This is a genomic window from Microbacterium sp. 13-71-7, assembly GCF_002257455.1.
In the GTDB taxonomy this organism is placed as follows: Bacteria; Actinomycetota; Actinomycetes; order Actinomycetales; family Microbacteriaceae; genus Microbacterium.
The window spans coordinates 1-13339 of the sequence record NZ_NCKN01000112.1 but is presented as its reverse complement, the minus strand read 5'-3'; the positions used below and the strand labels follow the sequence as shown (position 1 = coordinate 13339).

Sequence of the window (13339 nt, the reverse complement as noted above, 5' to 3'; positions counted from 1 at the left end):
CACACATGCGAGATGAAGAGTGGCACCGTGACTGACGTCGCGCAGCGTGAAGAGGCGACCGCCGTCGCCTCGGAGAACCTCATCGGCAAGCGTCGCGCAGGCGACAGCTTCTTCCTCGGCCTGTCCACGACGGCCGCCGCGTCCATCATGGTGATCCTCGCCGGTGTCGCGATCTTCCTGATCCTCAAGGGCCTGCCCGCGATCACCGCGAACTGGGAGACCAACGGCGACCTCGCCGGCTACCAGAACAAGCACTGGGGCACCTTCTGGAACTACGTGGCCCCGATGCTCTGGGGCAGCATCTGGTCGGGACTGATCGCGCTGATCCTCGGCGCTCCGGTCGCGATCGGCATCGCGCTGTTCATCTCGCACTACGCGCCCCGTCGGCTCGCCAGCGCACTCGCGTACGTGGTGGACCTGCTCGCCGCCGTGCCGTCGATCGTGTTCGGTCTGTGGGGCGTCATCGTGATGCGCCCGTTCCTGCTTCCGCTCGCGGAATTCCTCAACCAGTACTTCGGCTGGATCCCGCTCTTCCAGGGCCCCGTGTCGAGCACCGGCTCGACCATGCTCGCCGGTGGCGTGGTCCTCGCCGTGATGATCCTGCCGATCATCACGGCGCTGACCCGCGAGATCTTCCTGCAGACGCCGCGGCTGAACGAGGAGGCCGCCCTCGCGCTCGGCGCGACGCGCTGGGAGATGATCCGCCTGGCCGTCTTCCCCTATGCCCGCAGCGGTATGGTCTCGGCGATCCTGCTCGGACTCGGACGGGCGCTCGGCGAGACGATGGCGATCGCGCTGATCATCTCGCCGTCGCTGCTGTTCTCGGTGGCTCTGCTCACCGACGGCTACAACTCGCAGACGATCGCGGGCAACATCGCGCTGAACTTCCCGATCGCCACCGACATCCAGCGCTCCGCCCTCATCGGCACCGGCCTCATGCTCTTCGTGGTGTCGCTCGCCGTCAACATGATCGCCCGTGGCATCCTCGGCCGGTCCGAGCGCAAGGCGCGCACCTCGCCGAAGATTGGAAAGCGCGTATGACCGCCGTCACTCCGGCGCCGACCACGGCGCAGCCGATGAGCCTCACCAGCGGGCAGCTGCCCCGCTGGATCGAGCCCGTGCTGGCGACCGGCACCGCCGTCGTCGTGGCGGCCGTGCTCCTGGTCATCCAGCTGTTCAACCCCGCGGTGTGGCTCGTGCTCACCGCCGTGGTCTACCTCATCGCGGTCGGCATCGGATCGAGCATCGTGGAGGGCCGCCGCAAGGCCGTCGACCGCATCGTGCGCGGTCTCGTCGTGTGCGCCTTCGTCCTCGCCGTGGCACCGCTGATCTCCACGGTCTGGACCGTGGTCGCGCAGGGGCTCAAGGTCGTGAACTGGGACTTCGTGACCAAGGTCGGCGGCACCGTCTTCGACCCGAACACGCTCGCCGTGACGAACACCCCCGGCGCGCTGCAGGCGGTCGTCGGAACGCTGATCATCACCGGGATCGCCGCACTGATCTCCGTGCCGATCGGCATCCTCGCCGCCGTCTACCTGACCGAGTACGCGCAGCCGAGCAACCCCATGCGCCGCACCGTCACGTTCCTGGTCGACGTCATGACGGGCATCCCCTCGATCGTCGCGGGCCTGTTCGCGTTCTCGCTGATGGCCCTTATCGTCGGACCGAAGGCGTTCAGCGGCTTCTCCGCCTCGATCGCGCTCTGCGTGCTGATGATCCCGATCGTGATCCGCTCCACCGAGGAGATGATCCGTCTCGTGCCGAACGAGCTCAGGGAGGCCTCGCTCGCCCTCGGCGTGCCGCGCGCGACGACCATCATCAAGGTGGTGCTCCGCACGGCCGCGAGCGGTATCGTGACGGGCGTCGTCCTCGCCGTGGCGCGTGTCATCGGCGAGACGGCACCGATCTTCATCGCCGCGAGCTTCACCGACAACTTCAACGCGAACCCGTTCAACGGGCCCATGCAGACCCTCCCGGTCATGGCCTACACGGCCTACAGCTTCCCGGGCAAGGACATCGAGGCCTCGCAGGCGCAGGCCTGGGGCGCCGCCCTGCTGCTGGTCATCGTCGTGGTCATCTTCAACCTCATCGCTCGGATCGTCGCGAAGGCATTCGCGCCGAAGAGCCGCTAACTCAGGAAGGCACGCAGCGTGTCCAAGAGCATCGAAGTCAACGATCTGAACGTCTTCTACAGCGACTTCCTCGCCGTCGAGGGTGTGTCCATGAACATCGAGCCCCGCACGGTGACGGCATTCATCGGCCCGTCGGGCTGCGGGAAGTCCACCTTCCTGCGCACGCTCAACCGGATGCACGAGGTCATCCCCGGCGCGACCGTCAAGGGGAACGTGTACATCGACGGTGAGGACCTGTACGCGCCGGGCGTCGACCCGGTGCTCGTGCGCCGCCAGGTGGGCATGGTGTTCCAGCGCCCGAACCCGTTCCCGACGATGTCGATCAAGGAGAACGTGCTCGCCGGAGTGCGCCTCAACAACAAGCGGATCTCCGCCTCGGATGCGGACGCCCTCGTCGAGAAGTCCCTGCGCGGCGCCAACCTGTGGAACGAGGTGAAGGACCGTCTCGACAAGCCGGGCGCGGGTCTCTCCGGCGGTCAGCAGCAGCGCCTCTGCATCGCGCGGACCATCGCCGTCTCCCCGCAGGTCGTGCTGATGGACGAGCCGTGCTCGGCGCTCGACCCGATCTCGACGTTCGCGATCGAGGAGCTCATCACCGAGCTCAAGAACGAGTTCACGATCGTGATCGTGACCCACAACATGCAGCAGGCCTCGCGCGTGAGCGACAAGACGGCCTTCTTCAACATCGCGGGCACGGGCAAGCCCGGCAAGCTCATCGAGTACTCCGACACCGCGACGATCTTCACCTCGCCCAAGGAGCAGGCGACCGAGGACTACGTCTCGGGTCGCTTCGGGTGATCCCGGTCTGATCCTTCAGGAGGGGTTCGGCGCTGCGGCGCCGGGCCCCTCCTTCGTGCCGGGGCACCGAGATCAGCGGTACTCGGGATTGGCCTCGTAGCCCCAGCGCTCGCCGTCGTTCCAGGCCTCGCGGAGGTTCCCGTAGGCGGGGATGCCGCCGGCGTCCTTGAGACGCCGCGCCGTGTGCAGCAGGTTCCAGGTCATGAACGTGGTGTTGCGGTTCGTGAAGTCGTTCTCCGGGCCGCCCGAGCCGGGATCCAGATAGCTCGGGCCCGGTCCGATGGCGCCGATCCAGCCCGCATCGGCCGCGGGCGGGATCGTGAATCCGATGTGCTGCAGGCTGTACAGGATCGACATCGCGGCGTGCTTCACGCCGTCCTCGTTGCCGGTGATGATCGCGCCGCCGGTCTTGCCGTAGTAGACGTACTGGCCCTTGTCGTTGAACAGCCCGCTCATCGCGTAGAGGCGCTCGATGAGCTTGCGGGTGATCGAGGCGTTGTCCCCGAGCCACAGCGGACCGCCCACCACGAGGATGTCGGCGGCGTCGATCAGCGGCCAGATCTCATCCGGCCAGGCATCGCTCGCCCAGCCGTGCTCGCGCATGTCGGGATAGACGCCGGTCGCGACGTCGTGATCGATCAAGCGGATGTTCTCGACGGCGACCCCCTGCGACCGCATCAACGCGATGCTGCGATCCATCAGGCCCTGCGTGTGGCTGAGTTCGGGGCTGCGCTTCAAGGTGCAGTTGACGAACACGGCGCGGAGGTCGTCGTAAGCCGCGGGGGCGGCCGGTTGCTCTGCCATGGGGGCAGACTACGACCATCCCCCTCGGCCTGCCAGCCCTCGCCGAGTCGTCCGCATCGCGCGTCTGATCAGATACCGGGCATCTCGGTGAGCTGATCCGCCGCAGGCGCCTCGATCGTCACAGGCTCACCCCACTTGGTGTAATCGATCGTCGTCTTCGCCGTGCCCATGTTCATCACCGCGCGACGGACCAGATCCTTGCCGTCGATGTACATGTCGTAGGTGATCGTGTCGCCGATCTGGGCGGCCTGAGCGGCCTGCGCGCCCTGCGCGGCGAGCAGCTTCTCGGTGTCGAGAGTCAGGACGTAGTGCGTGGTGTCGGCCCCGTCGACCTTCTCGGCGCCGGCGGCTCTGAAGTCCTTCATCGCCGCGGAGGCGTTCTTCAGCTGGGTCGCCGCACTGCTCTGCGAGAGCATGGACTGCATCTGTGCGGCGACGGGATTGTTGTCATCGGCGGAGATCTTGACGAACTTGTCCTGGGTCATCGCCCCCATGTTCATGTAGATGGTTCCTTCGACGAGGAACATCTCGAACTTCTGCGCGCCGACGGACATGTTCAGATGCATGCGCAGGTTCTTCGGATCCGCGTCCATCATCACATCGCCGGTCGAGGCCACCTCATTGCCCTGCATCGACATGCTCTGCGTGACGTGCGCCGTCTTCGCCGCCGCCATGGCATCGCTCACGCGCTGCGCGAAGTCGCCTGCCGTCATCGGCTTCTTGTCGGCCTGCTTCTGCTGTTCCGCCGAGCTCTGGGTGCTGTCGGGCGCGGACCCTCCCCCGGAGCTGCAGGCGGTGATGCCGAATCCTGCGACGAGAGCGATGGTCGTCGTGGCGACAGCGCGTTTCCAGAGTGTGCTCATGGGGGAATTCTATGGGTGCGCTGAGACCGTTCCCGGCCAGCGACGCACCCGACCGCCGCCCGACGGAACAGCTCAGTCGCGCGGTGAGAGCAGGTAGCGGTTCAGGCCGTCGGTGAAGGCGTGGTCGACCGCGAGGGCCGCGCCGTCGATCGCGGTGATCGGGGCGGCCAGACGCACGCTCGAGAGGAGCCAGGCCTGATCGGCGGTCGCGAGGTCGGCGGCCGGCACGGTGGCGTACTCCGTGGCGTACCCCTCCGCCTGCAGATGCGCGAACAGGCTGACCTGGGTCGTGCCCTGCAGGATCCCGCCGTGCGGAGCCGGGGTGACGAAGCGGTCGCCGAAGCGCAGGATGAGCGACGCCGTGGGCGCCTCGAGCACGACGCCGTCTGTGGTGACGAAGATCGCGTCGTCGGCGCCGCGGAGGTGCGCCTCGCGGAGCGCCGCCATGTTCACCGCGTAGGAGAGCGTCTTCGCCCCCAGCAGCAGCCAGGGCGAGCGCTCGGCGGCGCCGCTGTCGTAGCCGCGGTCGAGCGTGACGACGCGGATGCCCTCCGTGCGCGCGGCGGTGAAGTCGGCCGCGGGCGCGGCGGTGACCCAGGCGGTCGGTGCCGGCCCCTGATCGACACCGCGGCTCAGGATGAGCTTGATGACCCATTCACCGGGCCCGCACGCCGCCGCCGCGAGCGCGACCGCCTGACGCCATTGCTCGCGGTGCGGCTCCGGCAGGTCGCACAGAGCGGCCGAGTGGGCAAGGCGCTGCACATGCGGCTCGACCTCCTGGGCGTGGCCGTCGACGACGCCGATCGACTCGAAGATGCCGTCGCCGCGCTGCGTGCTCAGCTCGCCCACGCTGAGCGCCGGAGCGCCCGGATCGATGCGGCGGAAGCTGTCGCTGAAATCGGCCCGCTCCTCGTCCGTGGACTCGGCGGGGGTGATCAGCAGGGCGAATCGGGCTGCGGCCATGCTCCGAGCCTAGGGCGTGGGCGACGCGCCCGGCATCGGGGGCGACGGGAATACCGCCGCCACCGACGCGTTACACTTGATCGGCCGGGCCGCATAACCCCGGGCTCCATTTTTCGCCGCTGCGAGCGGCCTTCCGCCGAGAGGCGTTCTTGCGGCCCGGCTTCTTCATGCCAGGGCCGCAATGCCGCAGGGCCGCCCGTGATCCCGGTCGCTGTCGACTCGGCTCCGCTCAGTTCAGCGATCCGTCGCGCCAGGCGCCGGCCGAGGCGGTGAGATCCTGCGCATAGGCGCTGAGGCGTGATGCGCGGGTGGTGAGCTCGCTCGCACGCGCGGGTTCGGTGCGCTCGTAGTCGTCGGCGACGTGCGTCGCGCCGGACGCCTGCACGCGGCAGAACGCGGCAGCCCGCTCGAGCGCGATCGCGAAGTCGCCGGAGAACGCGCCGTGCAGGATCGTGTCGATCAGTCCGACGAGCTCATCGGGACCCGCCGGAACCGGCGCCCCCGCGACCAGCGCATCGACAGAGGGCAGCTCGATGCGCCCGCGCTCGTGCAGGAGCGCGGCGAGCGACGCATCCGCATGGATCGACGCTTGCAGCAGGTACAGCCGCCAGAGGGCTCCGGGCAGGGACACGGCGGGGCTCTTCGCCCAGAGCTCCGCGACCTCGTCGATGCCGTGCTCGGTCGCATACGCGACGAGCCGCTCCGCGCTCACTCCGCTGTCGTCCGCCCGCACGCGCGCCAGCAGCGCCGACGCCGTGGCGTGCGCCATGCGCGTCTGCTCCGCCGGATCGTGGGATCCGAGCAGGTGGTCGAACGTCTCCGGCGAGAGGCGGACGGGGCGATGGAAGGGTGCGGGCACCGCCCCAGGCTACGCGCGCTCTCCGACGCAGGGCACCCAGTCGCGACCGATAGACTCGGGAGTACGGGCCTCTAGCTCAGTTGGCAGAGCATCGGACTTCAACACAATAGGAGCGCCTCGGGGGAAACCCCGAGGATGACACCACTCAAAGTCGGGGAACCCTTCCTGGGAGACCAGTTGGCAATCCCGAGCCAAGCCGGACGCGAGTCCGGAAGGTGTAGAGACTGGACGGGTGGCACCTAAAGCGCAAGCCAGGGTGAAGGGACAGTCCAGACCACGAACGCCCATCGGGCGGCGGCGAAAGCCGAAGTGGCAGGTTAATCCGCGGGTCGTGGGTTCGAGCCCCACGGGGCCCACCGTGAGGAGGGTCCGGTCATCGAATGACCGGACCCTCTTGATCTCCCCATCGACGGAAACGTCTCCGGCCGCGCGTAGATTGCTTCCTGCCAGGAGGGGGTCGAGCGTGGGCCAGGAATTCGAGCAAGCGACCATCGAGGTGCACCTCAAGCGCTGCGGCACGCGGGCATGCGCTGAGCGTCAACTTGAATCGCCGTGGCCGGCAGAGACAACGGAGCGTGCGTCGACGCCGCGGACAATCTCCGCACTGACGTCCGTGCCGAGACACCCCGGAACCGCAGAATTCCGGGCCAAAGCGGCCCACGACCCCTGTTGATCCGCCGCGACACGGGTACCATCCGAATTTCTCGAATAGAGGCGGATAAGGCCCACCCTTTCCGCGCGCTTCTCCGCCGAGTTGGCTAGTCGGGCAGCGGCGCACCGGCCTGTCGCGCGAACAGGGCGATGGCCCGCTCCGCATCGGCGACGGAGATGCTGCCGCCGGCCACGATGTGCAGGCCGTAGGCGTCTTCCAGGGCGACGAAGTTCATCGCGATGTCGTCGAGCGGACCGGTCAATGAGAAATCCCCGTCGTCTGCGCCGGCCTGCAGGATCCTCCGGTACAGCCCGAGCTGCTCGCCGTAGAGCCGCCGCACGAGCTCGTCGTGCAGCGGCGACTTGCCCGCGAGCACGTCGAACTCGTAGAGCAGGCGCATGAGCGCGTCATCCGGACCGCTCGGCAGCCCGGCGCGGATGGCGATCGCGAGCTGCTCCGCCGGACGCTCGGCCTGGGCCACGAGCGCCTCGCGCTCCTCCCCGACCCGGCGCATGCCCGCGGCGTGGGCCTCGACGAGGATCGCATCCAGGTCCTCGTAGTAGTACAGCAGCGCGCCCCGGGTGACGCCGGCCTGATTCGCCACGTCGGTCAGCGAGAGATTGCGCAGCCCGTGCTCGGCGGCGGCGTCGAGCGCCGCGTCGACCACCTCTCGGCGGCGCTGCTCCTGCGTGCTCGGGCGTGCCATGAAGCCAGTATCGCAGTCCCGTGGAGGGATCCGTATGCCATCGGAAGAGTTTCTTGACATCTGAGTGAATTAATTTACTCTTGAGTCAAAGAACTGCGGTCGCTCCCCCGAGCAGCGCCGCCCCGAGACGTTGGAGCACCGACATGGCGGTCGACACCCTCTACACCGGCGGACGCGTCCGCACCTTCGATCCCGAGCAGCCCTGGGCCGAGGCCGTCGGCGTGACGGGCGACCGCATCACCTATGTGGGATCCGCCGCCGACGCACCGGCGAGCCTGCGCACCGTGGCCCTCGAGGGCCGCCTGGTCACCCCCGGCGTCGCCGACACCCACAACCACCTGCTGCTCGGCTACGACGACCTGGCCGTGAGCCTCGACCAGGTGCAGAGCCTCGACGTCGTGCGCTCGCGCATCGCGAAGTTCGCCGAAGCACATCCCGACCTGGAGTGGATCTGCGCCGAGAACGCGCTCTACTCGGTCGTCGAGGGGCGCCGCCCGCGCGCCGATGACCTCGCCGGCGTCACCGACCGGCCCGTCTTCATCACCACCTACGACCAGCACTCGGTGTGGCTGAACCGTCCCGCGCTCGCGAAGCTCGGCATCCTCGGCGGCGGCGACATCGCCTGGGGCAACCCGGAGATCGACCACCGCACGGGCGAGCCGACGGGCTGGGTCACCGACTTCTACACGAGCGCGATGACGACCGACGGCCTCGCCGAGCTGCAGCGCGACATCCCGATGTACTCGCCCGACCGGCGCTACCGCAAGATCGTCAACAGCCTCGACATGGCCCGCCGCTTCGGCATCACGACCGTGGTCGAGCCGCAGGTCCCGCTCGCCGAGCTGCCGCTGTTCGACCGGGCAGAGCGCGAGGGCAAGCTCACCTCGCGGACGATCGCGGCGATCTACCACCCGGTCGGATCCGACGGCGACTTCCGCACGCGCATCACGGAGGCGATCCGGGAGACCCCGCAGCACGACCGCTTCCGACTGGGCATGGTGAAGCTCTACGCGGACGACGTGATCGAGCCGCACACCGCGGCGATGCTCGAGGACTACGCGAACCGTCCCGGCCATCGCGGGCACACGAGCCTCGAGCCGCTGGAGTTCACCCGGCTCTTCGTCGAGCTCGACCGGCTCGGCTACCAGGTGCACACCCACGCGACCGGCGACTGGGGGATCCGCCTCACTCTGGACGCGATCGAGGCCGCTCAGCGCGCGAACGGCACGCGGGACGCCCGGCACGGCATCGTGCATGTGGAGTGCCTCGCGCCGGAGGACCTGCCCCGCTTCCGCGACCTGGGCGTCGTCGCGGCGATGCAGCCGCGCCACGCCTCCCCCGACCTCGTCGCCGGCACCTGGATGGAGAACGTCGGGGAAGCACGCTGGGATCGCGCCTGGCGGTTCCGCTCCATGGTCGACTCCGGCGCGCGCGTCACGTTCTCCAGCGACTGGCAGGTGGGCGAGATGGATCCGCTCGTCGGCGTCTACAGTGCGATGACCCGTGCGCGCCTCGACGGCGGCGACGCCTGGACCACCGGCGAGCGCCTCGATCTGGACCGCACGCTCGAGGCCTACACGAAGGGCGGCGCGGGAGCGTTCCACCACGAGAACAGCCTCGGAATGCTCCGCACCGGATACCTCGCCGACCTCGTCGTGTGGTCGGGCGATCTCTACTCCATGGAGCCTGCGGAGATCCTCGCCCAGCGCGCGGACCTCACCGTCGTCGGGGGCACCGCGGTGCACGACGCGCGCGGCGAGCTCGGCGGCGGCGCATCCGCGACCCCCGTCCAGGACCCGGGCGGAGCCGGACAGAGCTGCACCGAGCCCTCCGCCGACCACCACTGCCACGCGCACACCCACTGAGGACGATCCCCACGATGTCAACGCTGCCATCCCACTCCGCCGTCGCCGCAGGCGACGATCAGCTCGCCCACGTGGTCGCGCATGAACAGGGAGCGCTCAAGCGCACCCTGAAGCTGCGTCACCTCGTCTTCATCGGCCTCGCCTACATGGCACCGCTCGCGGTGTTCGACATGTTCGGGATCGTGGCCGACCAGACCAGCGGCCACGTGCCGCTCGCCTATCTGGTGGTGCTGGTCGCGGTGCTCTTCACGGCGTTCAGCTATTCGCGCATGGTCCGCTTCTTCCCGATCGCCGGATCCGCGTACACCTACGCGAAGGAGAGCATCCACCCGTCCGTCGGCTTCCTCGTGGGTTGGGCGGCGACCCTCGACTACCTGCTGCTGCCCATGATCAACGCGATCCTCTCCGGGATCTACATGGGCGCGATCTACCCGCAGGTGCCGTTCTGGGTCTGGGTGCTGCTCACCGTCATCATCTGCACGGCGTTGAACCTCGTCGGCGTGCGGCTCGCGGCGAGCATGAACGTGATCCTGGTCGGGATCCAGCTCGTCGTCGCCGTGCTCTTCGTGGTGCTCGCGGTGGTGAACATCTCGAACGGCGCCAACGGCGCGGCCTTCACCGTGCGGCCGTTCTTCTCCGACGACGTCCAGGCCTCGGCCCTCGCCGGCGGCGCCGCCATCCTCGCGCTGTCATTCCTCGGGTTCGACGCCGTCTCGACGCTCGCGGAGGAGGCGAAGCGCCCCACCAGGGACATCCCGCGCGCGATCTTCATCATCGTCGCCGCGGCCGGGGCGTTCTTCCTCACGGTGACCTATGTGATGCAGACGCTTTTCCCCGACGTCACGAAGCTGGAGAACATCGTCGGCGCCTCCCCCGAGATCGCGAAGTACATCGGCGGCGCCGCGTTCCAGGCGATCTTCGTCGGCGGCTACATGATGGCGGTGCTGGGCTGCGGCATCACGCAGCAGCTGAGTGCGGCGCGCCTGCTGTACGCGATGGGCAGGGACGGCGCTCTGCCGACGCGCCTGTTCGGCCGGGTGAACCCGCGTACCGGAGTCCCGGTCGCGAACGTCCTCATCGTCGCGGCGATCGCCCTGACGGCGCTGTTCGTGAACCTCGAACAGGCGTCGTCGATGATCAACTTCGGCGCGTTCATCGCCTTCACGTTCGTGAACCTCTCGGTGATCTTCGTGTTCTTCCGGTTCATCGCCAAGCGCACGATCGGATCCTGGATCGGCTTCGTCGTGATCCCCGCGATCGGCGTCGTGATCAATGTGGCCCTGTGGCTCAGCCTGGACGGGATCTCGATGATCATCGGCGGCGCCTGGACCGCGATCGGGGTCGTCTACCTGCTCGTCAAGACGCGCGGCTTCCGCGCCGCCCCACCGGACCTGACCGGCCCGATCAACGTGGGCATGTACGACTGACGCCTTGTTACGGCTCTTGCAGGGAAAACCTGAGTCATCTAGGTTTTCAGGCGAACTGGTGTCGACCGACTAGTGCTCAACGGTGAGCACTGCGGGCACCGTTCCAGCCGAAGGAGGCAGAGCGATGAGTTCAGTCAGCGGGTCAGCCGCAGGCAATCCGTCAGGGATGACGGCGGCGAGCACGGTCGTTTCACACGAACACCACTGGTTCAAGGAGCCCACAGAACCGGCCCCGAAGAGGTACGTCGCGTGGTTGTTCATCGCACAGTTCGTGTTCTTCGTCGCGCTGCTGGGGCCGGCGATCGTGGGCGTCGGCATCAAGATCTCGTCACTCGTGGCGTCCGGCGCCATCCCGGAGAACGGCGCCACCGGCGCGGCCGCCGTTCTCGGAGGATTCGGCGCCCTGTTCGCCACCGCGGCGAACGTCGTCTTCGGACGCCTGTCCGATCGCACGACGAGTCGCTGGGGACGCCGGCGAATCTGGATCGTGGGCGGAACGCTCATCATGACGCTCGGCCTCGGCGTGATGGCGATCGGCCCGGACCTGATGTGGGCCACCATCGGCTGGTCGATCGCGCAGCTCGGCGCGAACATGACCCTGGCGCCGTTCATCGCGACCCTCGCGGACCAGGTTCCTCGCGTGCAGCGCGGCTCGGTCGCCGCTTGGCTGGGCATCGCTCAGAACGCCGGTGTCGTCGGCGGGGTCTACGTTGCGCAGTGGTTCCTGAACAATCTCGTGATCATGTTCGTCGGTCCGGCACTGCTCTCGATCGTCGCCATGGCCCTCTTCGCCTTCGTCCTCCCCGACAAGGTGCTCCCCGTCAAGCCTCCGGCCGCGACCTTCAGGGACTGGTGGGAGACCTTCTGGGTGAGCCCGCGGAAGTACCCGGACTATGCACTGGCCTGGTGGTCCCGATTCCTCATCACGTTCGCCAGCTTCGGCTTCACCGCGTTCCGGTTCTTCTACCTGCAGAATCACATCGGCATCAAGAACCCCGCGGACGTCGTGGGGGTCATCTCGCTCAGCACGCTGATCTTCACCGGCACCCTCGTCGTGGCCGCCTTCGCGGCCGGAAAGCTGTCGGACAGGCTCAATCGCCGCAAGATCTTCGTGTGGAGCTCGACGGTTCTGTTCGCGATCGGCACGGTGTCGTTGATCCTCATCAAGGACGTGCCGTCGTTCTACGTCCTTGAGGCCTTGATGGGCATCGCCTACGGGATCTACGTCGGAGTCGACCTGGCTTTGGTCGTCGATGTGCTCCCGAACCCGGACGACTCCGGGAAGGACCTGGGCGTGTTCAACATCGCGAACGCCCTCCCCCAGACGATCGCTCCGATGGTCGGTGGCATCCTCGTGTACGTCGGCGACCCGACGGGTAACAACTACGCACTGTGGTTCTCCGTACTGGGCGTGGCCGCGTTGATCGGCGCTCTGGTGATCTTCCCGATCAAGAACGTCCGATAGGCGCAGCTCCGCGGGTGTGCGGGAGTGGCGGCCGCCCATGTCCGGGCTCGCCACCCCCGCTCGCCCGTCGGCGCCTGATGCCGCATCGCCTAGACTCCGACCGAGGCAGTTCTGTGTCAGGTTCACTGCCGCACGGATGACGGTTGTTGTGGAGGGCCAATGGTTCGCGGCTCATATGCCAAGGGCATTGCCAAGCGAGCGGAGATCCTCGAGGTCGCACTCGATGTGGTCGCCGAGATGGGATGCCGCAACGCGCCCAACGTCGAGATCGCCCGCCGGGTCGGACTGACCCAGGCAGGGCTCATGCACCACTTCGGCTCCCGCGAGGAGTTGTACATGGCCGTGCTCCGCGCTCGCGACGAGCGCGACACCGAGGCCCATTGGATCCGCGAGCCGAATTTCTCCGGCTTTCTCGGCGTGATCGAGCACAACACGACGGTTCCGGGGCTGGTGCAGCTGTACGTCGAGTTCTCCGCGGAGGCGAGCATCGGCAAGCACCCGGCGCACGAGTTCTTCGTCGAGCGCTATGAGTGGGTCCGGCAGTCGATGAAGCAAGCAGTGCGAGCGGCGCAGGAGAGCGGAGAATTCGGACCGAATGTCGATGCCGACATCGTCGCCGACCTCGTCGTCGCAACCGCAGACGGCCTGCAGCAGCAGTGGCTGCTCGATCGCTCGATCGACATGGTGGCGCGACTCCGGACGCTGTGGAACGGGATCGCTACCCTGTCGAAGCTCCCCCGCGAGGATTAGCCCGGCTCACCACCGAGTCGTCCCCATCAGCGCACGCCATAGGGCGCGCTGACGG

The 13339-nt window shown here is 67.9% G+C and carries 12 protein-coding genes; 7 read left to right on the top strand and 5 right to left on the bottom strand.

Annotated features, from left to right (window positions below; genetic code table 11):
• The first annotated feature begins 27 nt into the window (after window positions 1-27).
• Genes pstC through pstB form a run of 3 tightly spaced genes read left to right on the top strand, consistent with a single transcriptional unit; the run spans window position 28 to window position 2930 of the window.
• Window positions 28-1041 carry a phosphate ABC transporter permease subunit PstC gene (gene pstC, locus B7X32_RS11925; protein WP_292719789.1) on the top strand — a complete coding sequence of 338 codons (1014 nt, stop codon included), beginning with the start codon at window positions 28-30 and terminating at the stop codon, window positions 1039-1041.
• Entirely contained in the window at window positions 1038-2132 is a 1095-nt protein-coding gene (pstA, locus tag B7X32_RS11920) for a phosphate ABC transporter permease PstA (RefSeq protein WP_292719787.1), read from the top strand. Before pstC ends, pstA begins: the two co-directional genes overlap by 4 nt.
• Window positions 2133-2150: 18 nt before the next feature.
• Window positions 2151-2930, top strand: a complete 780-nt coding sequence (gene pstB, locus B7X32_RS11915; RefSeq protein WP_292719785.1) for a phosphate ABC transporter ATP-binding protein PstB — start codon at window positions 2151-2153, stop codon at window positions 2928-2930.
• A 72-nt stretch (window positions 2931-3002) separates the two neighbouring features.
• Here the strand turns inward: pstB and B7X32_RS11910 are convergent, their stop codons facing one another.
• From B7X32_RS11910 to B7X32_RS11890, 5 genes are all read right to left on the bottom strand, one after another.
• The gene (locus B7X32_RS11910) at window positions 3003-3734 is read right to left on the bottom strand and encodes an NAD(P)H-dependent oxidoreductase (RefSeq protein WP_292719783.1); all 732 of its coding nucleotides are present in this window, start codon (window positions 3732-3734) and stop codon (window positions 3003-3005) included.
• Between the two features lie 68 nt (window positions 3735-3802).
• Window positions 3803-4597: a hypothetical protein gene (locus B7X32_RS11905; protein ID WP_292719781.1), complete on the bottom strand. Its 795-nt coding sequence runs from the start codon at window positions 4595-4597 to the stop codon at window positions 3803-3805.
• Between the two features lie 72 nt (window positions 4598-4669).
• Window positions 4670-5560, bottom strand: coding sequence for an aminodeoxychorismate lyase (locus tag B7X32_RS11900; protein ID WP_292719779.1), 891 nt, complete (start codon window positions 5558-5560; stop codon window positions 4670-4672).
• Between the two features lie 229 nt (window positions 5561-5789).
• Window positions 5790-6419, bottom strand: coding sequence for a DNA-directed RNA polymerase subunit beta (locus B7X32_RS11895; RefSeq protein WP_292719777.1), 630 nt, complete (start codon window positions 6417-6419; stop codon window positions 5790-5792).
• A 758-nt stretch (window positions 6420-7177) separates the two neighbouring features.
• The gene (locus B7X32_RS11890) at window positions 7178-7777 is read right to left on the bottom strand and encodes a TetR/AcrR family transcriptional regulator (RefSeq protein ID WP_292719775.1); all 600 of its coding nucleotides are present in this window, start codon (window positions 7775-7777) and stop codon (window positions 7178-7180) included.
• Between the two features lie 143 nt (window positions 7778-7920).
• Between B7X32_RS11890 and B7X32_RS11885 the strand changes: the two genes are divergently transcribed.
• From B7X32_RS11885 to B7X32_RS11870, 4 genes are all read left to right on the top strand, one after another.
• Complete coding sequence (locus tag B7X32_RS11885) at window positions 7921-9642, top strand: amidohydrolase (RefSeq protein WP_292719773.1); 1722 nt, start codon at window positions 7921-7923, stop codon at window positions 9640-9642.
• 14 nt (window positions 9643-9656) lie between these two features.
• The gene (locus B7X32_RS11880) at window positions 9657-11069 is read left to right on the top strand and encodes an APC family permease (RefSeq protein ID WP_292719771.1); all 1413 of its coding nucleotides are present in this window, start codon (window positions 9657-9659) and stop codon (window positions 11067-11069) included.
• A gap of 124 nt (window positions 11070-11193) precedes the next feature.
• Entirely contained in the window at window positions 11194-12534 is a 1341-nt protein-coding gene (locus B7X32_RS11875; RefSeq protein WP_292719769.1) for an MFS transporter, read from the top strand.
• A 159-nt stretch (window positions 12535-12693) separates the two neighbouring features.
• Entirely contained in the window at window positions 12694-13284 is a 591-nt protein-coding gene (locus tag B7X32_RS11870) for a TetR/AcrR family transcriptional regulator (RefSeq protein ID WP_292719767.1), read from the top strand.
• Window positions 13285-13339: the final 55 nt, after the last annotated feature.

Excerpts from the sequence above, each read along its gene's own strand:
- B7X32_RS11900 (WP_292719779.1), bottom strand. The coding sequence starts at position 5,560 with ATGGCCGCAGCCCGATTCGCCCTGCTGATCACCCCCGCCGAGTCCACG.
- B7X32_RS11885 (WP_292719773.1), top strand. The coding sequence starts at position 7,921 with ATGGCGGTCGACACCCTCTACACCGGCGGACGCGTCCGCACCTTCGAT.
- B7X32_RS11910 (WP_292719783.1), bottom strand. The coding sequence starts at position 3,734 with ATGGCAGAGCAACCGGCCGCCCCCGCGGCTTACGACGACCTCCGCGCC.
- B7X32_RS11905 (WP_292719781.1), bottom strand. The coding sequence starts at position 4,597 with ATGAGCACACTCTGGAAACGCGCTGTCGCCACGACGACCATCGCTCTC.
- B7X32_RS11890 (WP_292719775.1), bottom strand. The coding sequence starts at position 7,777 with ATGGCACGCCCGAGCACGCAGGAGCAGCGCCGCCGAGAGGTGGTCGAC.
- B7X32_RS11870 (WP_292719767.1), top strand. The coding sequence starts at position 12,694 with ATGGTTCGCGGCTCATATGCCAAGGGCATTGCCAAGCGAGCGGAGATC.
- B7X32_RS11880 (WP_292719771.1), top strand. The coding sequence starts at position 9,657 with ATGTCAACGCTGCCATCCCACTCCGCCGTCGCCGCAGGCGACGATCAG.
- pstA (WP_292719787.1), top strand. The coding sequence starts at position 1,038 with ATGACCGCCGTCACTCCGGCGCCGACCACGGCGCAGCCGATGAGCCTC.
- B7X32_RS11875 (WP_292719769.1), top strand. The coding sequence starts at position 11,194 with ATGAGTTCAGTCAGCGGGTCAGCCGCAGGCAATCCGTCAGGGATGACG.